The sequence below is a fragment of the Candidatus Chromulinivorax destructor genome, assembly GCF_003366055.1.
Lineage (GTDB): Bacteria > Babelota > Babeliae > Babelales > Chromulinivoraceae > Chromulinivorax > Chromulinivorax destructor.
On the sequence record NZ_CP025544.1, the window covers coordinates 506,068 to 528,503 of the forward strand.

Annotated in this window: 26 protein-coding genes; 14 read left to right on the forward strand and 12 right to left on the reverse strand. The window is 34.5% G+C overall.

The window, feature by feature from the left end; translation table 11 throughout:
• Positions 1-85: 85 nt before the first annotated feature.
• A complete protein-coding gene (locus C0J27_RS02535; protein ID WP_115585626.1) occupies positions 86-574 on the reverse strand; it encodes a hypothetical protein in 489 nt (162 codons plus the stop codon).
• Positions 575-719: 145 nt separating this feature from the next.
• On the reverse strand, positions 720-1,040 hold the full coding sequence (gene rbp, locus C0J27_RS02540) for an RNA-binding regulator (RefSeq protein ID WP_115585627.1): 321 nt from the start codon (positions 1,038-1,040) through the stop codon (positions 720-722).
• Between the two features lie 319 nt (positions 1,041-1,359).
• On the opposite strand from rbp, the gene C0J27_RS02545 reads away from it, so the two are divergent.
• Positions 1,360-1,971: an NUDIX domain-containing protein gene (locus C0J27_RS02545; RefSeq protein WP_115585628.1), complete on the forward strand. Its 612-nt coding sequence runs from the start codon at positions 1,360-1,362 to the stop codon at positions 1,969-1,971.
• 79 nt (positions 1,972-2,050) lie between these two features.
• On the opposite strand, the gene C0J27_RS02550 is transcribed toward C0J27_RS02545, so the two are convergent.
• Complete coding sequence (locus C0J27_RS02550) at positions 2,051-2,284, reverse strand: RNA recognition motif domain-containing protein (protein WP_115585629.1); 234 nt, start codon at positions 2,282-2,284, stop codon at positions 2,051-2,053.
• Between the two features lie 116 nt (positions 2,285-2,400).
• Here C0J27_RS02550 and C0J27_RS02555 point away from each other — a divergent pair, with 116 nt between their 5' ends.
• Entirely contained in the window at positions 2,401-2,646 is a 246-nt protein-coding gene (locus C0J27_RS02555; RefSeq protein WP_115585630.1) for a hypothetical protein, read from the forward strand.
• A 62-nt stretch (positions 2,647-2,708) separates the two neighbouring features.
• On the opposite strand, the gene C0J27_RS02560 is transcribed toward C0J27_RS02555, so the two are convergent.
• From C0J27_RS02560 to C0J27_RS02570, 3 genes are all read right to left on the reverse strand, one after another.
• Complete coding sequence (locus C0J27_RS02560; protein ID WP_252120586.1) at positions 2,709-3,713, reverse strand: SPFH domain-containing protein; 1,005 nt, start codon at positions 3,711-3,713, stop codon at positions 2,709-2,711.
• A 25-nt stretch (positions 3,714-3,738) separates the two neighbouring features.
• Positions 3,739-4,185 carry an NfeD family protein gene (locus C0J27_RS02565; RefSeq protein WP_115585631.1) on the reverse strand — a complete coding sequence of 149 codons (447 nt, stop codon included), beginning with the start codon at positions 4,183-4,185 and terminating at the stop codon, positions 3,739-3,741.
• A 184-nt stretch (positions 4,186-4,369) separates the two neighbouring features.
• Complete coding sequence (locus C0J27_RS02570; protein ID WP_115585632.1) at positions 4,370-4,924, reverse strand: hypothetical protein; 555 nt, start codon at positions 4,922-4,924, stop codon at positions 4,370-4,372.
• A 140-nt stretch (positions 4,925-5,064) separates the two neighbouring features.
• Here C0J27_RS02570 and tmk point away from each other — a divergent pair, with 140 nt between their 5' ends.
• The 7 genes from tmk to C0J27_RS02605 all read left to right on the forward strand — a co-directional run bounded on the left by tmk (position 5,065) and on the right by C0J27_RS02605 (position 9,726).
• Positions 5,065-5,799, forward strand: a complete 735-nt coding sequence (tmk, locus tag C0J27_RS02575) for a dTMP kinase (RefSeq protein ID WP_115585633.1) — start codon at positions 5,065-5,067, stop codon at positions 5,797-5,799.
• On the forward strand, positions 5,780-6,544 hold the full coding sequence (locus C0J27_RS02580) for a DNA polymerase III delta subunit-related protein (protein ID WP_162801740.1): 765 nt from the start codon (positions 5,780-5,782) through the stop codon (positions 6,542-6,544). The genes tmk and C0J27_RS02580 overlap by 20 nt, the downstream gene beginning before the upstream one ends.
• Positions 6,513-7,235: a hypothetical protein gene (locus tag C0J27_RS02585; protein WP_115585635.1), complete on the forward strand. Its 723-nt coding sequence runs from the start codon at positions 6,513-6,515 to the stop codon at positions 7,233-7,235. The genes C0J27_RS02580 and C0J27_RS02585 overlap by 32 nt, the downstream gene beginning before the upstream one ends.
• Before the next feature lie 99 nt (positions 7,236-7,334).
• Positions 7,335-7,634, forward strand: coding sequence for a hypothetical protein (locus C0J27_RS02590; protein ID WP_115585636.1), 300 nt, complete (start codon positions 7,335-7,337; stop codon positions 7,632-7,634).
• A gap of 207 nt (positions 7,635-7,841) precedes the next feature.
• A complete protein-coding gene (locus C0J27_RS02595; RefSeq protein ID WP_115585637.1) occupies positions 7,842-8,252 on the forward strand; it encodes a hypothetical protein in 411 nt (136 codons plus the stop codon).
• A gap of 38 nt (positions 8,253-8,290) precedes the next feature.
• On the forward strand, positions 8,291-8,731 hold the full coding sequence (locus C0J27_RS02600; protein WP_115585638.1) for a hypothetical protein: 441 nt from the start codon (positions 8,291-8,293) through the stop codon (positions 8,729-8,731).
• Positions 8,732-8,913: 182 nt separating this feature from the next.
• Positions 8,914-9,726: a hypothetical protein gene (locus tag C0J27_RS02605; protein ID WP_115585639.1), complete on the forward strand. Its 813-nt coding sequence runs from the start codon at positions 8,914-8,916 to the stop codon at positions 9,724-9,726.
• A 53-nt stretch (positions 9,727-9,779) separates the two neighbouring features.
• Here the strand turns inward: C0J27_RS02605 and C0J27_RS02610 are convergent, their stop codons facing one another.
• Positions 9,780-10,778, reverse strand: coding sequence for a ribonucleotide-diphosphate reductase subunit beta (locus tag C0J27_RS02610; RefSeq protein WP_115585640.1), 999 nt, complete (start codon positions 10,776-10,778; stop codon positions 9,780-9,782).
• Positions 10,779-10,790: 12 nt separating this feature from the next.
• The gene (locus C0J27_RS02615; protein WP_115585641.1) at positions 10,791-13,301 is read right to left on the reverse strand and encodes a ribonucleoside-diphosphate reductase subunit alpha; all 2,511 of its coding nucleotides are present in this window, start codon (positions 13,299-13,301) and stop codon (positions 10,791-10,793) included.
• 434 nt (positions 13,302-13,735) lie between these two features.
• Here C0J27_RS02615 and C0J27_RS02620 point away from each other — a divergent pair, with 434 nt between their 5' ends.
• Entirely contained in the window at positions 13,736-14,392 is a 657-nt protein-coding gene (locus C0J27_RS02620; RefSeq protein WP_115585642.1) for a thioredoxin family protein, read from the forward strand.
• Positions 14,393-14,443: 51 nt separating this feature from the next.
• Here the strand turns inward: C0J27_RS02620 and C0J27_RS02625 are convergent, their stop codons facing one another.
• The 3 genes from C0J27_RS02625 to C0J27_RS02635 form a co-directional block, all read right to left on the reverse strand.
• Entirely contained in the window at positions 14,444-16,414 is a 1,971-nt protein-coding gene (locus C0J27_RS02625) for a sodium-translocating pyrophosphatase (RefSeq protein WP_115585643.1), read from the reverse strand.
• Between the two features lie 61 nt (positions 16,415-16,475).
• Positions 16,476-17,927: a UDP-N-acetylmuramoyl-L-alanyl-D-glutamate--2,6-diaminopimelate ligase gene (locus C0J27_RS02630; RefSeq protein WP_115585644.1), complete on the reverse strand. Its 1,452-nt coding sequence runs from the start codon at positions 17,925-17,927 to the stop codon at positions 16,476-16,478.
• A 2-nt stretch (positions 17,928-17,929) separates the two neighbouring features.
• Entirely contained in the window at positions 17,930-19,279 is a 1,350-nt protein-coding gene (locus C0J27_RS02635; RefSeq protein WP_115585645.1) for an alanine/glycine:cation symporter family protein, read from the reverse strand.
• 123 nt (positions 19,280-19,402) lie between these two features.
• Between C0J27_RS02635 and ruvX the strand changes: the two genes are divergently transcribed.
• The 3 genes from ruvX (at position 19,403) to C0J27_RS02645 (ending at position 20,717) form a co-directional block, all read left to right on the forward strand.
• Positions 19,403-19,810, forward strand: a complete 408-nt coding sequence (gene ruvX, locus C0J27_RS02640) for a Holliday junction resolvase RuvX (protein ID WP_115585646.1) — start codon at positions 19,403-19,405, stop codon at positions 19,808-19,810.
• Positions 19,811-19,886: 76 nt separating this feature from the next.
• Positions 19,887-20,060 carry a hypothetical protein gene (locus tag C0J27_RS05670; RefSeq protein ID WP_162801674.1) on the forward strand — a complete coding sequence of 58 codons (174 nt, stop codon included), beginning with the start codon at positions 19,887-19,889 and terminating at the stop codon, positions 20,058-20,060.
• A gap of 9 nt (positions 20,061-20,069) precedes the next feature.
• Positions 20,070-20,717 (forward strand): tRNA threonylcarbamoyladenosine biosynthesis protein TsaB, encoded by a 648-nt coding sequence (locus C0J27_RS02645; RefSeq protein ID WP_115585647.1) that lies wholly within the window; start codon positions 20,070-20,072, stop codon positions 20,715-20,717.
• A gap of 81 nt (positions 20,718-20,798) precedes the next feature.
• Here the strand turns inward: C0J27_RS02645 and C0J27_RS02650 are convergent, their stop codons facing one another.
• On the reverse strand, positions 20,799-21,416 hold the full coding sequence (locus C0J27_RS02650) for a chloramphenicol phosphotransferase CPT family protein (RefSeq protein ID WP_162801741.1): 618 nt from the start codon (positions 21,414-21,416) through the stop codon (positions 20,799-20,801).
• Positions 21,417-21,615: 199 nt separating this feature from the next.
• Between C0J27_RS02650 and C0J27_RS02655 the strand changes: the two genes are divergently transcribed.
• Complete coding sequence (locus tag C0J27_RS02655; RefSeq protein ID WP_115585649.1) at positions 21,616-22,419, forward strand: ankyrin repeat domain-containing protein; 804 nt, start codon at positions 21,616-21,618, stop codon at positions 22,417-22,419.
• Positions 22,420-22,436 lie beyond the last annotated feature (17 nt).

The following is a 22,436-nucleotide window of genomic DNA, read 5'->3' on the forward strand; positions in this document are numbered from 1 at the left end:
AAAAATTTATACAGCATAGGTCGTAAAAAAAGGCCTATGACGAGCATAAACCTTTACAATGATTACATAACAAGAACTCTATATATTATTTTTTTGCAGCATAATACGCTAATCCGCCAGTTATAAGACCCATCGCAAGAGGCCTTAGATCAACTAGAAGAGCTGCACCAACTTCTTCTGAACCATTGTCATGATGTTGTTTTGCAAAGGAATTTATCAATACTATAGGGGTTTTAAATGTGCATACTTTTTTGTTTGTAAATCGAGCAATATCATAAAAACCATTATCGCAATCTGATAATTTTTGTTGTGCATATTTTTCATATATATATGCGCAAGCACCCATACTTTGTACTCCGAGCAGATCAAACTTTTCTCCATTTTCTTCTTGAGTAAAATGTACTAATGGATTTACATTACACCCACTTAAAACCTGATACCCAAGGTTTCCAACAACATACCCTATAACCGCATGCGTTACAGGACTCTGAATTATAGTTTCTGACAAAGTTGATGCTTGAATATTGATACTGGATAATGCAATCAAAAAAATTGCTAACAAATTTTTCTTCATGATAAAATTTTTTATTTAAAAAATATACATAGGTAATCTCATTAACAAAATACCAACTACAATAAAAAAATCAAAAAAAATCCCACCTTTTGCAAGATGGGATTTAAAAATTCAAATTTTAAACTTGAGTTTTATAGAACGTTGATTACCAACGACGGCTGCTGCCAGCTCCGCCAGTGTTACCACCGCGAGAGAAACCACCTGTGTTACCAGCTGGACGTTCTGTGCGTGGACGAGCTTCGTTAACTGTCAATTTACGACCGTTAAATTCAGCGCCGTTCAAAGCTGTCATAGCTGCTTCAGCTGTTGATTTGCTCAACATTTCTACAAAAGCGAAACCTTTAGATCTGCCTGTATCTCTATCTGTAATGATATTTACAGAAGCAACGTCTCCGAACTCTTCAAATCTTGCTCTTAAATCGCCTTCTGATGTGTCAAAGCTCAAGTTGCCAACGTACATTTTCATACTGTTCTTCCTCATCCATTATTAAAATAACATCTTAAGTTTTTTAAGATTTAATTACTTTAATAACTAAAATTAATTAATATATCTCCATCATCATATCAAAAAGATTTTATGATAGCAATCTATCTTCAATGCTTTTTTACAATTTTCTTAAAATAAATTAAGACAATAAAATATATTTATCGTAAAACCAGCTAAGGCAAACAATTCCCAAAAAAAACCTGTTCTCAAAGATATTTTTTACAAACACAACTTGATCAGTCACATCATAAAACGTATGCTTCTAAAAAAATAAATTTTTATTTTCCAAGGAAATATAATGAACGCTGCTCCTCATCAACCAGTACTTTTAACCGAATCAATTTTAGTTGTTAAGCAAGATACTTTATTTAAAGAGTTTCCAGCATGGCATGGCATCTCTCTTGATGCACTTCACCCACTTCTTACTGCAATCGTACAACATCAAGAGTCTTTGCCTCGACACCTTGCTGAAAAAGATGCTTCATACAAACAAATTATTTCATACATGATATTTACCTTTGATAGCAAAATATTTGTTATGCAAAGAAAAAATAAATTAAACGAACAGAATCTTGCAAACAAGTTATCAGTTGGTATTGGTGGACACATGACTCAAGAAGATATTCAAGGCGAAACTTTATTCGATTGGATTAGTCGTGAATTTGAGGAAGAAGTTTCTTATGAAGGCAACCTTGCAATGCATACGCTTGGTTTTTTAAACGATGACAGCAATGAAGTTGGTAAAAAACATATTGGACTTGTTGTGCTTTTAAAAGGTGATAACGGCAACATTACCATTAAAGGCGATGAGCATAAAAGCGGTCAATTAATGTCGATGGAAGAATGTTTTGATACATTTGAGCAATTTGAAAGTTGGAGTCAATTAATTTTAAAGGCGCTTGTTGAATAAATAAGCTGGTAATCAATACCAGGTAAATAAAAAAGGATGTATTTTGTACATCCTTTTTTTATGACTAACTTTAAAAGTCTTAAAAACGAGCTTGTTTTACTGACCACCAACAACCATTAAATTCTAATCTATCTAACCCAGTAATTGCTGCTTGAGCTTCAATATCATTTGGCATATCAACAATTGCATACCCTTGAGATTTTCCGCCACTTTTGATGATTTTAACAGAAACAACTTGTCCAAAACGCTCAAATTTTCTAATTAATGCTGATTCCATAGTATCAGCTGTTAAATTTCCAACATATATTTTCATATTTTATTCCTTAGGGTATATACAAGAACATCAAGAATCATTGCTATTCGCAGTTTCAATTTGATATTATTAACATTGATAAATATAGCAAAATTTTCTAAAAAAGGAGATAAAAAATGAAATATCTACGACAAATCGGTATGCTTATGCTGATGTTTATTCTTGGCGCTGCAGGTTATATGGCTGCACAGCGTTATTGTGCTCATCAAGAAGATGTTAAAGTTCAACTTTTAGATAATATGTTTGGTGGCGATCGCTCAGATAGTGATCACAATCATCGCCGTCGTAACGCAAGTTATAACGAAGGTTATCAAGACGGTTTACATGATGGCCAAAAAAATTGTCACCGTGATAGATCATAATCACAAATTGCAATAGATAAAAAATGGAGTGCTATATGCACTCCATTTTTTATACGTAATTCTTACTTTTGTTTTTCATCAATATTTTTAAATAATTCTTTCATTGATGCCAATGAGCCCATTAACGCTGATGATTCGTACGGCACTACAATTAATTTATTATTCTGCCCTTCCATCATCTGTGGTAATGTCTGCATGTACTTCATTGCGATTAAATATTGTGCTGGATCAGTATTTGGCATAGCTGATTGCAACATTTCAAAAGCTTTTGCTTCTGCTGCTGCAACTTTTAATCGAGCTTGTGCTTGTCCTTCTGCCTCAATAATAGCTGCATCTGCTTGACCTTTTGCACGCAACACTTGTGACTGCTGTACCCCTTCAGCATCAAGAATCATAGCAAATTTACTACCTTCAGCTTCTAAGATCGTTGCACGACGAGAGCGTTCAGCACGCATTTGTTTTTCCATAGCTGCACGAATATCATGCGGTGGATTAACTTCTTGTAATTCAACTCGATTTATCTTAACACCCCATTTATCAGTTGCTTCATCTAAAATAAGACGAAGGCGTTCGTTGATAACATCTCGTGAAGTTAATGATGTATCAAGATCCATTGACCCAATAACGTTTCTCAATGTTGTTTGTGTTAATTTTTCAATCGCTTCTGGTAAATTTGAAACTTCGTACATTGCAGCTTTTACATCAGTAATTTGATAATACAATAATGCGTTAATTTCCATGGTCACGTTATCTTTGGTAATAACATTTTGTTTAGGAAAATCGTACAATGCTTCACGCAAATCAATTCGGTATAATGTTTTAGATATTCTCACATAATCATGATTATGATCAACAAATACAAACGTCCAAATAGCACTACGTTTTTGATCTATAAAAGGAACAATTGCATGCAACCCTGGTCCTAAAATTCTATGAAATCGGCCAAGCCTTTCAATAACAATCGTTTCTGCTTGATGAACTAAAATAACACTTGATAACAAAAAGCTTATCAAAAATAGTATTGGTACTAAGAAAAATGCGTACATCATTACCATGTTGTCAATCATAGGATGACCTTTCTTTTTTATATAATTAAACTAATCTCTCTACTCGTAAATGACAACCTTGCACACCACGAATAATAACGAATTGACCATCTACAAAAGATTCATTTCGTAGATTCTTAACGACCCACACCTGACCGTATATTTTTGCAAGCCATACATCGTGATGCTCACTAGCTTTATAAATCATCACCTTTTGACCAATTAAAGCATCATTATTTGACCGATGAGACGGTGATAACAGTTGGCTATTATTTCTATGCATATAATAATACGCACAACAAAGAGCGATCGTTGTGGTAACTAAAAAAACTGCCAACTGGTAAAAAATATTTGATGTATAAAAAGTTGTAAGATAAGAACAGAAAGAACCACACGAAAAAGCTAAAAAATAGAATAATCCTGGATGCCCCATTTCTAGAAAAAGAAATAAGAAACAAAGGCTAAACCATACTAATTGATGAGTATCGATCATATGATTTCCTTTCTTAGATAAAAAGAGATGAACTAACTGTCTTTATGTACCATACCAAAAAAATAGTTAATTTACCATGTGCAAAACAGGTCACGCATGTGTCATAAAAAAATTCTCTTTTCTTACATATAGCAAGAAAAGAGAATGTATAATCTATACCTATATACCACGCTCAAGCAACTGCTCAAGAACTGACAGAATTACCTTGAATGTTTTTTTGTGTTTCATCTGTTACTGGTAATAATTTAATATTTGATAATGCTAAAATCTGAAAATTTCCTTGTGGATCGATTCTTACACCAATCTCACCTTGAGCACCAGTCTTTATCATATAGCGAACATGAGTCTTTTTTTCATCACTGACATCAGGATACTCAAGCCACATAGAAAGATAATACGGGCCATGAAAACCTGCAGGAACTTGGCCACTTACTCGACCTTCATCTTTCATATAAATTGGCAAAAATGAGCCTTTTACACACTGTAAGCATAATTTTTCATCTTGTTGTAAAAACATTTCTCCAGCTTGCAGCGTCAAAATAGATCGAGGAGTAATTAATCCAAGGCAATCACTATTTGAGTAATACAATTTAAATGAACAGTTGACCGTTTGATTTTCAATAAGCCTTAACGATAAACGGTTGGTAAAATTTATAAAGTTTCCTTCTTCTGCATAACCTGCACAAAGCATGCCACTAAATAAAATGCCGTACGTAAACAATAATTTTTTTATATTCATTATCTCCCTTTTATTTGATGACATAGTATCAAACTAAAAATATTATTTACAATATTTAGTTTATTTAAGTTTGCACTGGGCAGAAAAATAATAGATTGTATACTAAATAATGAACCTAAAGTAGATATCCTCGTTATCTTATGAAAGAAAAATATGAACAAAAAATTAGGCTGTTTTATATCTCTTTTTTATTATTAACCAACTCTTTACTACTCTCAAATCCTATGCAAATTAATCGCGGTTTTTTATTTTCTATTGAAGGCACTGAAGGTTGTGGAAAATCAACTCTCATTACGAAACTTGCTCAAAAATTATCCGATGTTCAATTAAACGTGGTAACAACACGAGAACCAGGAGCGACTGAACTTGGTAAAAGTTTGCGAACGCTATTAATGAATAAAACAGCCCCAACTTGTACACTTGCAGAATTTTTATTATTTGCAGCAGATCGTGCTCAACATTTCCACGAAATTATTATGCCTTCTTTAAACAAAAATCAGATTGTTATTTGTGACCGCATGGCAGACTCATCGCTGGTGTATCAAGGCTATGTAAAAGGGCTTGATCAATCAAAAATGGCATTTATTAATCAATGGGCAATGCAAGATCAGCAACCAGATATCGTTTTTTATTTACAGATAGATTCTGAAAGTGCGTTGGCAAGAGTTACCCAAAGAAACAAGCACCACAACGAAGAATCAGTTGCTTTTGAAAAAGAAATTTTAGAAAAAAAACAACAATTGATTGATGGTTTTGATACAATACTACAAGGCCGCTCAAACGTTTTTGTTATAGATGCTACTGCACCTGCTGATGAAATCGCAGAGCAAGCATTTCAAGTAGTTATGTGTTACCTTGAAAACAACAATGAATAGACCTGCACATCATCCAACTCATTTATGGATAAGTGACCCGCAAACTCTTCAAGCTGAAGTCATAAGCCTTATACAAAGCAAGCTGTGCGCGCATCAAGCTTGTCAGCAATGTGTAACATGCAGGCAAATTAAAGACAAAGAACATCCGTGGGTTATTTGGCTTACGCCTGAACGTTCATATTCACTCGATCAAATTGATGAAATTCTACATACTGCATCATTTAAACTCGATCAAGGTGAGTATCGCTTTTTTATATTACAACAAGCAGAACGACTTACTGATCATTGCTCTAATCGACTATTAAAAACAGTTGAAGAACCATTTGAAGGGTATAATTTCTTCTTTTTAACAGACCGCCCAGAGATGCTGCCATTAACCATTCAGTCTCGCTGTGTTGTTAAAAAATTTCAGTCTCAAGTTGATGATACATACAAGAATTTATTGCATTCATTCTTCACGTTACAATTTAATGACCCGATCAATTTTATTAAACAAGTTGATTCTCTTGACATTAAAGAACAAGAATCTAGAAAATTAACTGACGATCTTTATAACTATTGGGCAACTGAATTAAAAAGAGATCTACATAACCAAGATATTCAAGAACACAAAGCCCAAGGAATGGTCAACGTTTTGCAATGGGCTATAAAAAATCCTGCTATGACAGGCGGATCAAAAATATTTTGGAAAAATTTATATCTTTCTGCTGATTATGCGACAAAAACTAAAAAAGCTCTGGACTAGTTTTTTATTTTTCTTAGAACTGCAACTCTTAATTTCTGTGGTGATGCTTCCTATTTTAATTGCATGGGGACTTTCTATATCAGTTATGACGATTGTAGGAAATCTTGTTTTTGCACAATTTTTAACTGTATTTATTTTTGTATCAGCTGTTATATTTACCTGTGATATTTTTGGTATTCCCAATTCATTGGCTACCGGATTACTTGAATGGGTAACCAATATTTGGGACTATTTTTTATCTTTTGGATCAGTCAACTGGCTTGTTGGGTACCCAAACTATTTATTTCCACTTTCTGTTCTTGCAGCAATTGTAGCTTGTATGCTCTATAGCAAAAAAAAATACACACAAAACCAACGTATATTTTTTTTGACATGCTTATATCTATGCATACCTCTTGCCAAAGTCACTTTAAAAAAGAAATATAGTCACTCAGTTATCATGCAAGGAAATCAAAACTTCTATCTTATTGAAAAAAATGGAGTTATCTATGCATTTGATTGCGGGGCTTTAGGAGCTCGTCCTTCAAGTCAATCATGGATAGAATATACACTTGCATCTCATATGATCAAAACTTTTGGAGCAACTCATATCGATATGCTGTTTTTGTGTAAATCTAATTCCAGAACCACTGCAGCTGCACAAGCGCTTCAAGAACATATCCCTGTCAGGCGTACAGTTTTAATTTCATAATTACAGTTATTTTAAAAATCATTGTATTCAAATATTTGACCTTGATAACTTATTCTTACAAAGAAATAAAAAATATTGTTACACAAAAAGGAAAAACTTATGAAAAAACTATATGCAGCAACTCTATCAATGCTTTTTATCAGTTGTGCAACCGTACAAACAGGAGAGTCTGATGTGCCTGCAAAATCAATGTCTCCTCAAGCAGCAAAATTTGCAAGCATGGACAAACAAGAAAAAAAAGCAATGATGCAAAAAATGAGTCCTGATGAACGAGCAGCTTTTAAATCTCAGTTAACTCCAGAACAACAAAAAAAGCTTACAGAACAGCAACAAAAACAAAAGCAAATGCCACGAAGAATGGCTCGTAGACAAGCTCGTAGATCAGGTAATCAAGGCTAAAATTATATTTTGATCATAGTAAGGTGATGTTTAACACAATGAAACATCACCTTTTTTTAACGTCAAAATTCAGTCAGCAATCATTAATCATTCAAATAAAACAACTGAACAAAATAACAAAACTGTTGATTTTAAAGCAAATAATCTGATAAGTTATTCATATAGAAATTACTTATCGTAAGTAATACTACAAAAAAAGGAACTGTTATGAAAAAATTACAATTATTAGCATTATCAATGCTTCTTTCAACATCAATGGTTATGATGTCTAAAAATACAACAAGAGTACAAAATGCAGATGGATCAATCACAACGACAACCTGTAAAGGTAATTCTTGTACCATTCGCGAAAACTCTAGAAATCATAAAAAGTGCACAAGTAATAGCTGTCTACGCCATCAACCACATGTTGTGATAGAAGAAGTTATTCCTACAACTGTTGTGGTAGAAGAAATAGCTCCTGTAAGAACAACACGAACTTCAACAGTACGTAGTTCAAATTTCCCTGGCACTCGCTCTAAAAAAGTAACTGAATACAGAACAACGCGCCCTGCACTACTAACAAACTCAGATGATGTTGTTACGACAACAGAAACAACGACAGTTATTCAGGATTAAATTATTAAACTCTTGTACTCATAAAAAAAGGAATTATTATGAAAAATTTAAAATTTTTAGCGTTATCATTACTTCTTTCAACTTCTGCATGCATGATGAACGCAAGCGTTGTAGAAGAAACTACGACAACGACAACGACGTCAGACATGGTCACAGTTGAGCCAGTTGCTGCGCCAGCTGTTGTGACTGAAACAACTGAAAAAAAGTGTGATGGTTCTCATTGCTCACACAAAACTACAACAAAAAAATGTCAGGGTTCAAGTTGTTCAAGAAGATCTATGTTAACTGAAGAAGACGAAGGTACAACAAGAAGAACACGACGAAATAGTGGAATGACATCTGAGCAACGAGCTGAACGCAGGTCAACATGGCAAAATATGACACCACAAGATCGTGTAGAAAGATCTTCATGGAAATCAACACGTCAAGTAAAACCAAATGGTAATGTGGTTACAACTGAAACATCTGTTGTAAGCTAAATTGATAATGTTTAGATACTAAACATAAAAAAAGAGGTGCACTGTTTTTACAATGCACCTCTTTTCACGTCAAAAAAATCACAAAAGTCATAAATTTAATCAAAAAATTATTGATTAAAGCAATATAAATACTGTATTATTATTTCATATAGACAATAAAAACCAAATCAAAAAGAAATAATATGTTTAAAATTAATTATACATCATTTCATAAATATATATTTTTTCTTGTATTAGTTCCTATAAATACAGATTTCTTTTCATACTTAGATGCTTGCGCAGCACATACGTTACTGCGAGCAAGTTCAAAACATATTCCAAATTTAATTTCTCAAACAGATGCTCATGCAAAAGAAAAAGTGTACCCTTCCCTTTTCTATATGACCCCAGATTCTCAGGTAGCAAAACCAACAATAGTTCAACCTTTTTTAAAAAAAATAGAATATAAAAAAGATGCTTCTTACATAGAAAATAGTGCATCTAAATTTGATACAAAGATGCAAGTTTTGCAGACAAAATTTAAGAATGAAACTGAACTTTTTACTGTAAAGCTATCAGAAATTTTAACAACTCTTGAAGAAACATTTAATGAATTGACCTTGAAAATTTTAGAGCAAAAAACAGATGAACCGAGGGCAAGGACAACAAAAGATTTGCATCCTCAACAACTCACTCGAGAGCAAGCCCTTATTGAAATTAAAAATGTTGTAGAAAAAATCTTTGACCCCAATGATCAACGCCCTTTGTCTGTGTATCTACAAGAAGCAAATTCATTCAGTCAATATCTTGATACGCAAACAGATAAACAAATTATTGAGGGTCTTACATTCTTACAAGAGCATCAGCACAGAAAAAGTCTGCTATGGGATACTCTTTTTTGGATGCAAGCAATACAAGAAAGAAAGCTGAATGAAATTCCAGCAAAGCTCAATCTTAAAAATTTTCCTAAAGAAATCGTAATTGCTGAGTTAACAAAAAAATCTAATTTAGAATAATTTTACAAGTAAGCAAAAAGGCCTCTTGAAATCAAGAGGCCTTTTTGTATTTTTTACTCTTCCCAATCAAGCGAACCAGCTGCCTGGTATTCAGTCACACGAGTTTCAAAGAAATTCTTTTCTTTGCTTAAATCTGTTGCTTGCGACATCCAAGGAAATGGATTTTCTACATGATAAATACTTTGCAATCCAATACGCTCTAAACGACGATCGGCAATATGTTGCACATAATCAACAAATTGCTGGCTTGTTATTCCAAGTAAACCATCTGGACAAGCACTGATTGCATACGCAATTTCAAGCTCAACTGCTTGTTTAATTAATGAAACAATCTCTTGCTGGAAAGCTACTGTCCAAATTTCAGGATTTTCTGTACGAATTGTGTTAATCAAATCACAACCAAATGCTAAATGAATACTTTCATCACGCATAATATATTCAAACTGCTCACCAATGCCTACCATTTTATTATGACGGCGCAATGACAACATCATTGCAAAACCAGCATAAAAGAATATTCCTTCCATGATCACGTAATACCCTACAAGATCATGGACAAATTGTTGTGTTGTCTTGGCATCAACAATATCAAAGTTAGGGTCAAAAATAGATTTTGTTAAATTAACAACGAAATCATCTTTTGCCTTAATAACATCAACGCTTTCATACATGTTGTAAATCATATCTGGATCAAGGCCAAGTGTATCGCAACAATAAATAAACGTATCGGTATGCACAGCTTCTTCAAATGCCTGTCGTAATAAATATTGACGACACTCAGGATTTGTTACATGACGATACACTGCAAGCACAAGGTTGTTTGCCGTTAATGACTCGGCAGTTGAAAAAAAACCAAGGTTTAAAAGAACTAAATGGCGCTCTTGAGGAGTCAGCGCTGTTGCAGATTTCCATTGTTCAACATCTCGTTGCATTGAAACTTCTTCAGGAGTCCAATTATTAGCAATTCCACCTTGATAATATTTTCTTGCCCATAAATATCTCATTGGTAAAATTTTATTAGGATCTGTTTTTGAATCTCGAATTATTCCCATACTATTCCTTTTTTACTGGCATGAATCACAGCTTGGATCTATCAAGCGACATGATTTTTTTGCTACTTCTTCTATTTCTTGATTTTCATCTGTTGGTGCATTATCTTGCGACGCTGATACAACTGGTGCAGTTGTACTATCTTTGTACTCACGCATTTGAGTAAATCCATATTTTTGCGCATCAAGTGTTGATTTTTCTACCTGACTAACCGCAAGTGTTCGTAAATAGTAAAAAGTTTTCAAACCAAGCTTCCAACCTGCCATGTAGACATCATGTAGTTTTTTACCTGAAACTCCTTGCATAAAAACGTTATGAGATTGAGACTGATCAATCCATTTTCCACGAGCAGCTGTCATTTTAACCATCCACTCTGGATCAATTTCAAAAGCTGTTTTATACAACGAACGAATATCAGCAGGAATTTCTTCAATCTGTTGAATACTTCCATCATAATATTTAATACGATCTCGCATCTGCTCATTCCACAGATTTAACTTCTTAAGATCATCAACAAGATAACTATTTAAAACTGCAAACTCTCCACTTGAGTTTGCTTTTGCATATAAATTTTTATAAATCGGTTCAATACACGGAAACGAGCCTGAAATATTTGAAATTGTTGCTGTCGGTGCAATCGCCATGGTATTAGAATTCCTCATGCCATATTTTTGCACAGCCTGACGAACTACAGACCAATCTTTTGTCTCTTTACCAAGCAAAGGAATCTGCATGCCACGTTCTTTTGATAATAAAGCAATCGTATCGATAGGGAATATATTTCGATCCCACTTAGAGCCTTTAAACGAAGCATACTGACCACGCTCTTGCGCTAACTGTGATGAAGCTAAAATTGCATAGTATGAAACCATTTCAATAAGTTGGTCTGAGTAATCCATAGCTTCCTGAGAATCGAAAGGAACACGAAGCTGAAATAATGCATCTTGTAATCCCATCACCCCAAGCCCTACTGGACGGTGGCGTTGGTTTGCAACTTGCCCTTCAATAGTAGGATAAAAATTAATATCAATAACGTTATCAAGCATACGCATTGCTATTTTTACTGCATCGGCTAACGCAACTTCATTGATTTCTCCATTTTTAATAAACTTCGCTAAGTTTAATGAACCAATATTGCAAACCGCAGTTTCTTCACGACTGGTATTCAATGTTATTTCGGTACATAAATTTGATGAATGAATAACACCAACATGATCTTGTGGCGATCGAACATTACATGCATCTTTAAATGTTGGCCATGGATGACCAGTTTCAAAAAGCCTTGTCAGTAATTTACGCCATAACTGTTTTGCTGGCATTTTTTTAAATAGCTTAATTTTACCTTCTTCAGCCATTTGCTCATACATAACATACTGCTCTTCAAATTTCTTACCATAAATTTCATGAAGGTCTGGTGTTTCTTCTGGTGAGAACAATGTCCATTGGGCATCTTCTTCAATTCGCTTCATAAACAGGTCAGGAATCCATGCTGCTGTATTCATGTCATGTGTACGACGACGTTCGTCACCGGTATTACGACGTAAATCTAAGAAATCTTCAAAATCATAATGCCATGATTCAAGATAAGCGCACACTGCACCACGACGGCTACCACTACGATTAATAGCAGCTGTTGTGCTGTTTGCAACATTTAAAAATGGAATAACACCCTGTGAACAGGTGTTAATCGAAGTAACCATTGCCCCTGTTCCACGCAAAGCAGTCCAGTCATTTGCAACTCCGCCAGACCATTTGGACATTTGAGCGTTATCACCAATGCATTTGAATATATGATGTAAGTCATCATCAACAAAGGTAATGTAGCAAGAGCTTAATTGTGCTTTATTTTGTCCTGCATGCAAAAGAGTTGGTGTTGATGAAACAAAGAGCATCTTTGATAAAAGATCATAAAATTCTACGGCTTTTTTATTTTTATCTTGTTCATTCATAGCAAGACCCATAGCAATACGCATCCAAAAAGCCTGAGGAAGCTCAAAGCGAACATCGTCAAATTTTTGTAAATATCCTGCATATATAGTTTTTAAACCTAAATACCCAAATAAGTCATCGCGGTCAGTTTGCAATGCCTGAGCAAGATACGCAAGGTCATAACTTAAAAGAGCTGCATCAAACAACCCAACATCAATTCCTCGATGAATTCCTTGCATGAATGCTGACTGATAAACAGATTGGTAGGTTGCTTCATCATATGATTGTCCTGTAACTTCATACAATATTGCATGATTTAATAAACGAGCTGCAACAAAACTGTATGCTTGATCAAGCTCTGAAAATGGTACAGTTGCCAAAACAATAACATTATTAAAATCTTTCATACTCATAAAATCGAACATGCTTTGTCGTGCTGTTGCAACGATTTTATCAATATCAACCTGTAGCTCATATCCAAGAGCTGCTCTTGCAACAAGCTTTTTAATGTCTGAAGAGCTGAAAGATACCGTTGTCATGTCTTTGAGAGTTACATAAAAATTTTTATCAAATAACTTTGTATTTTGGTTTACCACTTTCAACTCCCGCTCGTCAATGCTTAAATTACATATTGAATTTTTATTACGGTAAAAACTAAATTTGCACGTACTTATAATTACAATAGAAAAAAAGATTATTTAAAAAATAATTTTAATCACGTAAATATTCTTAAGTAAGCGCTTTTTTAGCATTTTTATTAAGTAGATTACCTAATTTACGAGTGCTAATCAAGCGATATTTTTTAATTTTTTTACAAAAAATAATTCATAAAAAATGTGTTGATTTTATATTTTTTTTCAGGAAGAAAACTTTTTATAAATTATAAAAACAACTCTTTGCATGCACCAAAAAGCATCATTTGAATTGTTTATTATAGTTACAAATTCAAAACATTGACAAACAGGCATTTGATCTTGGTATAATAAAATCAGAAAAAGAGAAAAAAATAAGTAAACCAAAGGGGGATATCATGAGTTTATATAAAAAAAATCTACTTGCATGCGTCATGCTCATTTCATCAACATTATTTAGCTGTCGTCATGAACTAGATCATGGAATCACTGAAATCAAAACTCAAACTGAATTACAAAATATTTTAACAAAAAGCCAAGGTCCAGTTGTAATTTCGTTATCCATGCAAAATTGTGGATGGTGTCACAAAATGGCTCCCATTATTGAAAAAGCTGCTCATAATAAAAAATTTGAGAATATCGCTTTTTATAAAGCCGATGCTCACGCATTAACCCCAGATGAGGGAAAAGAATCTATCCCAACTGAAGATATTGTTGTTCATGCCCTTGCAGGTCAATTAGGTAACAATGATGAAGTAAAAGTACAATTATTAAAAAATACAAAAAAATCTGATAAAAATGAGCAAGGCGATACAATTATCACCCATGTTCCAGGCTATCCTTTTATCATATTTATAAATAACGGAAAATGTGTTGGAAAACAAGTTGGTGGAATAGTAAGAACTCAAGAACAAATAAATAAAAAAATATCTGAGGAACAAGTTTTTGCTGACAAACTATCAGCTATCTTTCCTAATTCAATTGATAACGATACAAAGCAAAATAAATTTAACTTGATACAGCGTAATACACAAAGAACTCAAGTAGGTGCATAATGAAAAAGGGCGGAGTTTAATCCGCCCTTTTCTATACTCTATAATTAAAGTTTATGAAACAAGTAGCAATGCTACAACTGACATAAGTTTAATCAAAATGTTTAATGCTGGACCAGATGTATCCTTGAAAGGATCTCCAACTGTATCACCAACAATAGCCGCTTTGTGTGCATCAGAACCTTTGCCACCTAATTCACCAGATTCGATGAATTTTTTAGCATTATCCCATGCTCCACCGCCATTTGCCATCATTAATGCTAGCAATACACCTACAACAGTCGCACCAACCAGTAAACCACCTAAAGCATGTACGCCTAGAAGGTAGAAAACTACGATTGGAGCTAGAATTGATAATACACCAGGTAAAACCATTTCTTGCAATGCTGCTTTGGTTGCAATTGCGATACAGCTTTCGTAATCAGGATCTGTTGTACCTTCAGCTAAGCCTGCAATTTCTTTAAATTGACGACGAACTTCAACAACCATTTTTAATGCTGCATCACCAACTGAACGCATAGTTAATGCTGAAATTAAAAATGGCATAACTCCGCCAATAAATACGCCTGCTAATACCGTAGGATCAATAACGTTAATTGCATCAATGCCTGCTTGTTGAGCAAACGCGTTGAATAGAGCAACTGATGTCATTAACGCTGAACCAATAGCAAAACCTTTACCCATAGCTGCTGTTGTGTTACCAAGAGCATCTAAACCGTCAGTGATTTTACGAACTGATTTATCAAAACCAGCCATTTCTGCAATACCGCCTGCGTTATCCGCAATAGGCCCGTACGCATCAACAGTCATCGTGATACCAACTGTTGCAAGCATACCAACTGCAGCGATTGATACACCAAATAAACCACCGCCGTAAGTAAATGCTAATAGAGTTGCACCAGACAAGAATAAAACAGGGAATACAGTTGATTCCATACCTACAGATAAACCGTAAATAATGTTGGTAGCTGCACCAGAAATTGAGCTGCGAGCAACATCAACCATTGGTTTTCCGCCTGTATAATATTCAGTGATCATACCAATAGCTACACCTGAAATACACCCAATGATAACTGCTACAAAGTAGTTCATATCAATTGCCATGTAATTCATATATGCGTATGCAAGAGATAAGAAAACAACCATTGCAAAGTATGTTGCATTACGCAATAACGCTGCTGGAGATTGTTTGATTACATAACCAAAGAAAATACCGCACGCAGAACCAAAAAGTCCCAATGCTGATAAAACTAATGGTAATGAAACAAGATCAAAAGAGTAGCCAGCGCTTAATGCTAAAATAATCGCTGAAATCATTGCACCAACATATGATTCAAAAATATCTGCACCCATACCAGCAGTATCACCAACACAATCACCAACGTTATCTGCAATAACTGCAGGGTTTCTTGGATCATCTTCAGGAATACCTAGTTCTAATTTACCAACTAAATCAGCACCAACGTCAGCAGACTTAGTATAAATACCGCCACCAACACGAGCAAAGAAAGCTACTAAGCTTGAACCTGCTGCAAATGCAGTTAACACTTGAACAAAATGAGATAATTCAGAAGTAAAAAAGAAAACAACCCCAAGACCTAAAAGCCCAAAACTTGCTACTGCAAATCCCATAACTCCGCCGCCAAAGAAAGCTGTTAACAAAGCCGCTGATTCACCTAAGTCTTTTGCAGCAATTGTTGTTCTTACGTTTGCGCCTGTTGCAGCACGCATACCGATAAAACCAACAAACATAGAAATTGCACAGGACAATAAAAATGCTGCAGGAACATAGAAATCATGAGTTGCATAAACTAATAATGCTGCAACTGCTAGAGCTACACCACTAATAATTTTATACTCTTCTCGTAAAAATATCATCGCACCACTACGAATAGCTAACGCAATTTTAGCAGCCTTGATATCATTAACCTTAATAGATGCTATGCGCATATTAAGGAAAAGAATAACAAGAAAGCCTAAAATCGATGCGCCAGCAATTATTGCGTATAAACAATCACTTGTCATAGCTAAACCACCTTTGAATTTATTGAAATTAAACTGACATTATAGTAAAAAAATACCTTTTTTACAGGCTTTTGTAAAGACTATCTTCTCTCAAAAAGGGCCGAATGATCGCTCTTTCCTTAAATGGGAACGTCAAGTGCCCAACAATTTGGTATTCATCACGACCTTTTCCAAGCACAGCAATCACACTACCTTGTCGCGATAATTGATACGCAAGTTCAATAGCTTTCGTTCTATTCAACTCTCGAATGTGCTCAAATTCTCTCATTCCCGTAAATCCTGCAACAATATCGTCTGCAATCGCTGCTGCTGATTCATCACGAGGATTATCTGATGTCACAATCGCAATATCAGAATATTTTTCTACAATTGCTCCCATCATAGGCCGTTTACTCCGATCACGAGCACCACCTGCACCAAAAACGACAACTAAGTGGTCGGTCATTTGGCGTAACGTTGAAAGAACCGCTTCATAGGAAGAAGGGTTATGAGCATAATCAATAAAGCAAGTTGCCCCATTTTTTAATGGGTACTGCTCCATGCGACCAGGAATTTGCGCCAGTGAAGCTGTTGTAGGTTCTATTGATGCAAAAGAAAAACCAAGACTGTGCATCACAATAATTGCGGATAATAAATTATACGCATTAAATTTACCAACAAGATTTGCATGAAATGCATACATATTTTCATCATGCTTAAGTTGCAATAAAATTGATCGTGATGAAAGCGTCGCTAATGCATATCTTGTAGCTGTTGGATTTTCTAACGAAAAAGAACTATACAAAGGATATTGATAAAGTAATTGAGCTCCTGATGGATCTTGCGCATTAATAAACATATGAGCTGGATCTTTTACCATGCTAAAAAAAGTAACCTTAGCATCCAAATATTCTTGCATATCTTTATAAAATTCAAGATGCTCTAACGAAAAATTAGTAAAGACTCCTGCGTCAAACTCAAGTCCATATACACGATATAAACTTAATGATTGAGCTGAGACTTCCATCACAACATATTCCATTTCTTGCTGCACACACAAATCAAAAAACATATGTAAATGTTCAGGTAAAGGTGTTGTTAAGTTTACTGCAACAAGCTGAGAACCTATTATTTTTTCAGCAGTGCTGACAAGGGCTACTTTTTTTCCTTGTTCTTTGAGCAAATGGTAGATCATGTAGGAAGTTGATGTTTTACCTTTTGTCCCAGTTATTCCAATTAATTTTAATTTTTTTGCAGGATGATTGAGTGCTTGCGCTATCATCTCAGCTAAAGCTTTACGGCAATTTTCAACATAGATACATGAAATATGAGATCGAATCATGTCGTCAATAACATCACTTGGCAACACAACACCCTGCTGCACAACAATAGTTGTCGCACCTTTTTCAAGAGCTAAACGAATGTAGGCAGCGCCGTTTTCTTTTGTACCTGGAATCGCTACAAAAGTAGAACCAGCCCCCACGTTGTCCGTGTGGCTGGTTACAGGATATATTTTTGGTAATTCTAACTTCATGGTTATACGCGTTGACTTTCGTAAGTAGTAAGACCTTTTTTCACCACGGCAATAAACCAAAGAACACCGACGATGTTTACAATAAATAGACCTGCATTGACCAAATCTGCAATATTTAAAATGAGGTATACATCCATATACGTTCCAAAGAAAGCACTTGCTGCGTATAATAATGGAAAAATGTACATACATTTACCGCCAGTTAAAAAGCTCCAACAAATTCTGCCAAGATATGCATATGAAACTAAAACGCTCACCCCAAAATTAATAACTAAGAACGAGATAATCCAGCCGCCAAACCAACCAAATACAGTTTCGTATGCTGAGATAACCATAGCTGAACTGGTTTCACCGCTACCGTTATTCCAAACACCACTTGAAAGCAATGATAACGCGATCATTAAACAAACAATGTGGGTGTTAATATAAACACTCAACATAGATAAAACACTGTCTTTAACTGCATGCTCACCCGTTGTAGCACCAAATGCAACCGCTGCTGTCCCTAAACCTGCCTCATGAATTAAAATGCCACGTTGAAAGCCAACTGCTATTGATTTTTGTAAAGCATAGCCAAAAGAACCACCAATGAAAGCTTGCGGATTGAAAGCTCCATCAAATATCAAATAAAATGCATGTGGGATCATTTGATAGTGATACATTAAAACTATTAATGATGAACCAACAAAAAGAGCAACTTTAAAAGGAACTAAAAGATCTAAATATGAAACAATACGCTGCGCACCACCAATTAAAACATACCCAATAAAAGCTAAAGCAAAATAAGCAGTAATATAAGGATCAATCCCCCATGTTTTTTGTAATGCAAGGCCAACAGTATTACACTGAATCATATTGCCACCAAACAATGCATAACCTAAACAAAATATAGCAAATGCATATGATAAGAAAATTCCCATTGGCAACAAGCTTAAATAGAGCATTGGTCCGCCTTTAGCACTTCCAAATCTATACTTGCCAATAAAAGCCATTCCTAAATATACTTCTGCATACCGAAGGGCTACTGCACATGTTGAAGCTACTAAAAGCCAAAATACTGCACCTGGTCCACCAATACATATTGCAGCTGGAACGCCTGATAAACTACCATTTCCAATATTTGCACCAAGCGTATTAATAAATGCTTGAAATGCTGTTAATTCGCCACTTTTTTTAGTCGCAGAAACATCTACCTGTGGAGAAAAAATCATGCCAATAGCACTAAAAAAATGCCGAAATTGAACAAAGCGTAATTGAAGCGTCACAAAGACAGAGACTCCAAAAATACCAATTAACAAAGGAAAGCTCCATATATTTTGAGCCGCAATGGTAATAATAGATGAAATATCCATAGTATTCCTTAATTAAAGAGCGATTATGTGGTATATCTGTTTATTAGCATACATAAAAACTTAAAAGAATCACGCAAAAAATAGCTGATTTGCGATCGAATTTTAATTCAAAAAGGATGTCCCATGAGAATTATGGCTCTTGATCTTGGTGATGCATGGGTAGGAACTGCTTTAACAGATCAACTAAGATTTTTTGTTAAACCATATAAAACTGTTGCTGCAGCAGACCTTGAAATATTTTTAACACAAGCGCTTGTACAAGAAAAAGTTTCTGAAGTTGTTGTTGGCTATCCAAAAACAATGCAAGGAACCGAAAGCGATCAAACTCGCTTAGTTGTTGCAACCAAAGAAAGATTACAGGACATGTTCCCTTTAATAAAATGGGTTTTATGGGACGAACGATTAACAAGCAAACAAGCACAAAAAATTCGTAGCCCGAAAAATAAAGAAGAAAAACTTGCACAACACTCAATCGCTGCTGCTATAATACTTGAATCGTATTTACCTTTTAGCAATCAATCAATTTCTTGACATTAATAAGCATCTTTATTTAAAGTCTTTTAATAAAAAGAACATGCAACATTATTAAAATGAAAATGGAGTAATAATGAAGTGTAGAAAGTGCTCAGGTCTCATGATTCAGCAATCTTTTTTCGATCACTTTTTAAGCTTTGAAGGATGGAAATGCTTAAATTGCGGAAAGGTCTCTTTAAAAAAAGAAAAAACATTAGAGTTTGACCACTTTGGAATATTTTTACAACAACAAAAAGTTAAGAAATAAATAGGCTTCATGTCATACATCATAACTATTCAGTACCCATACCAGTATCTTGAAGTGAGTATTGCATGCAATTCAATTACACTTGAAACAGTGGTGGTACCAAAAATACAAGCTGTTGGATTAATAATTCCAACGCTTGCACAACTGCTAACAAACCATGGTCTGATTTTATCAGACATTGCATGCATTGGAATCAATACAGGACCTGGTCCATTTAATACCTTACGAGCAATTATTGCAACAGCAAATGGAATTTCGTTTGCTCAAAAAACTCCTTTAATTGATTGTAATGGCTTAGAACTTCTTTTGCAGGAAAATAAACAAGAACATCAAGTCGCAATTCTTGACGCCTTTGGTAACGATGTTTATTTTGCAATAAAATCATCTGGGCAACAAGGCTATACATCTATTTGCAATCTGGTTGAAATGCTTAATAACACGTATAAAAATCAGTCATTATTATTTGTAGGCAACGGATCAGTTAAGCATCAATTGTATATTTCTCAAAAATTTGCGGGCAATGCACACATTGACCAAGAACTACTCTTTGCAAGTTCAACTGCACTGCTGAATCAAACCTATAAAAAATATCGTGAAAACAACACAGCTACAGAAATTTTTCCCTTGTACTTTCAAAGCCCTGTTACCAAATCTTAAAAACTATTTTCTATGCAAAAATTAAAAGAGACTTTTTAGCTCACACCTCAAAGTCTCTTAATGTATTTTTAGTTTATGAAACTATTTTGGATTCTGTTGTATAAAATCTAGAATTTTACGAGCTCCATCATCAGGAGTACCTTGTGAATTATCAATCCACAGGTCATAATTATTACCTTCATGCACAGAATAATAATGACTTGCAGCATGTCCAATAGGACTTGTACTGCGAGCTTGTTCACGAGCTTGCAAAATATCAAGCGGGACTGTTACACCAATAAGATAGACGGGACAACCTTGTAACTGTTTGAGCAAATCTTTTATCCATGCTTGCTCATACATAATGTAATCAACCACAACATTATTACCTGCTTTTGCATACCCAGCTATAGCTGCATGCATACCTTTGATAATTTTTTGACCAGATTGCCCAACATGTAAAGAGACAATATTATTTTCGATCGTTACACATCTTAAATCATTTCCAAAATCAGCATCAGCTTTTACCCCTAATGTTCCATGCTCATCAGGAAACAGATCATTAAAAAAATTATCAATACCAATGGCAAGGTAGGGAACAGCTGCTAAGCGCTGAATACTTTTTTGCAAACTTGATTTACCTGCAGCAGAGGGACCATTAAGAATAATAACAATACCAAATGTATCTGTTTTAATGTTTGTTCTAGATTGCTTATACATAAAAAAACTCAAGGCTACAAAGAAAACAAATGCAATTATTTTATACATCAATATATACTCCATGCATTTTTTATATAATAAAAACAAAACTGACAATGAAAAAATTTAAAATCTTACAATTCAAACTGAAATTATTGTAAACTGATGCTATACAAAAATAATATCACAATATAAGCATACAACAAAATAAGGTTGAAAGATGAAATATAATTTTAAAATAGTTTTAATTATGATGATCTCTTTTCAATGGAACGAAATTGAATCGATGGTTACCTCATATAACAAATCAGATGATCACGTATCAGCGAGCAATGAATATGAAGATATGTATGCTTCTATAAGCCCTACCAAACCAGAGCATATCGCCAAAAAAAGCAATGGTAATTTTTATGAGAATGTAGTTGATGCGTTAGATCATTATTTTACAACACCTATAAACGAGATTGAAAATAAAATTGATACGACACCTGAAGTGACATCCTTTATAGGTTCTCAAGATACTAAAAACAGTGTGTATGATTACCTATTTGAAGATGAAGAAAAAAAAGAAAAAACAACCGATACGTTGACTCAACTAACAGAACAAAGCGTACATCCTATTTTATTATCCGCAATTAATAGTCCAGACAAAGGCATGCAAGCTGCTATAAACTTTGTACTGAGCGAATCAAACGTTAATAATCAAAACAATCCAACAGAAACCAGTCCATTACATTTTGCAATCAAATATAATGCCTATAACTTAGCAGCACTTCTTATTGGTGCAGGAGCAAACGTCAATGCACAAGACATAGATGGTTACACTCCGTTACATAGTGCAGTGATATATCATCACAATGAGGATACTACCAATGATTCTATAAAAGCATTACTCAAGGCTGGAGCTAACTTGTATATACAAGACAAAGAGGGAAAAACTGCTGCAAAAATAGCACGAGAACTCAATATGATGCCACTTTATGACTTAATTGAGCAAGCTGCTGTCTATCGACTTATTAACTAAAAAGCATACAAAAAACA

Coding starts and splice junctions, on each gene's coding strand:
- C0J27_RS02590 (WP_115585636.1), top strand. CDS start 7,335: ATGAAAAAACTATATGCAGCAACTCTATCAATGCTTTTTATCAGTTGT.
- C0J27_RS05670 (WP_162801674.1), top strand. CDS start 19,887: ATGAAGTGTAGAAAGTGCTCAGGTCTCATGATTCAGCAATCTTTTTTC.
- C0J27_RS02605 (WP_115585639.1), top strand. CDS start 8,914: ATGTTTAAAATTAATTATACATCATTTCATAAATATATATTTTTTCTT.
- C0J27_RS02550 (WP_115585629.1), bottom strand. CDS start 2,284: ATGAAAATATATGTTGGAAATTTAACAGCTGATACTATGGAATCAGCA.
- C0J27_RS02600 (WP_115585638.1), top strand. CDS start 8,291: ATGAAAAATTTAAAATTTTTAGCGTTATCATTACTTCTTTCAACTTCT.
- C0J27_RS02565 (WP_115585631.1), bottom strand. CDS start 4,185: ATGATCGATACTCATCAATTAGTATGGTTTAGCCTTTGTTTCTTATTT.
- C0J27_RS02560 (WP_252120586.1), bottom strand. CDS start 3,713: ATGATTGACAACATGGTAATGATGTACGCATTTTTCTTAGTACCAATA.
- C0J27_RS02655 (WP_115585649.1), top strand. CDS start 21,616: ATGAAATATAATTTTAAAATAGTTTTAATTATGATGATCTCTTTTCAA.
- C0J27_RS02635 (WP_115585645.1), bottom strand. CDS start 19,279: ATGGATATTTCATCTATTATTACCATTGCGGCTCAAAATATATGGAGC.
- C0J27_RS02650 (WP_162801741.1), bottom strand. CDS start 21,416: ATGTATAAGCAATCTAGAACAAACATTAAAACAGATACATTTGGTATT.
- C0J27_RS02585 (WP_115585635.1), top strand. CDS start 6,513: ATGCGACAAAAACTAAAAAAGCTCTGGACTAGTTTTTTATTTTTCTTA.
- tmk (WP_115585633.1), top strand. CDS start 5,065: ATGAAAGAAAAATATGAACAAAAAATTAGGCTGTTTTATATCTCTTTT.
- C0J27_RS02595 (WP_115585637.1), top strand. CDS start 7,842: ATGAAAAAATTACAATTATTAGCATTATCAATGCTTCTTTCAACATCA.
- rbp (WP_115585627.1), bottom strand. CDS start 1,040: ATGAAAATGTACGTTGGCAACTTGAGCTTTGACACATCAGAAGGCGAT.
- C0J27_RS02570 (WP_115585632.1), bottom strand. CDS start 4,924: ATGAATATAAAAAAATTATTGTTTACGTACGGCATTTTATTTAGTGGC.
- C0J27_RS02535 (WP_115585626.1), bottom strand. CDS start 574: ATGAAGAAAAATTTGTTAGCAATTTTTTTGATTGCATTATCCAGTATC.
- C0J27_RS02645 (WP_115585647.1), top strand. CDS start 20,070: ATGTCATACATCATAACTATTCAGTACCCATACCAGTATCTTGAAGTG.
- C0J27_RS02625 (WP_115585643.1), bottom strand. CDS start 16,414: ATGACAAGTGATTGTTTATACGCAATAATTGCTGGCGCATCGATTTTA.
- C0J27_RS02545 (WP_115585628.1), top strand. CDS start 1,360: ATGAACGCTGCTCCTCATCAACCAGTACTTTTAACCGAATCAATTTTA.
- C0J27_RS02610 (WP_115585640.1), bottom strand. CDS start 10,778: ATGGGAATAATTCGAGATTCAAAAACAGATCCTAATAAAATTTTACCA.
- ruvX (WP_115585646.1), top strand. CDS start 19,403: ATGAGAATTATGGCTCTTGATCTTGGTGATGCATGGGTAGGAACTGCT.
- C0J27_RS02630 (WP_115585644.1), bottom strand. CDS start 17,927: ATGAAGTTAGAATTACCAAAAATATATCCTGTAACCAGCCACACGGAC.
- C0J27_RS02555 (WP_115585630.1), top strand. CDS start 2,401: ATGAAATATCTACGACAAATCGGTATGCTTATGCTGATGTTTATTCTT.
- C0J27_RS02620 (WP_115585642.1), top strand. CDS start 13,736: ATGAGTTTATATAAAAAAAATCTACTTGCATGCGTCATGCTCATTTCA.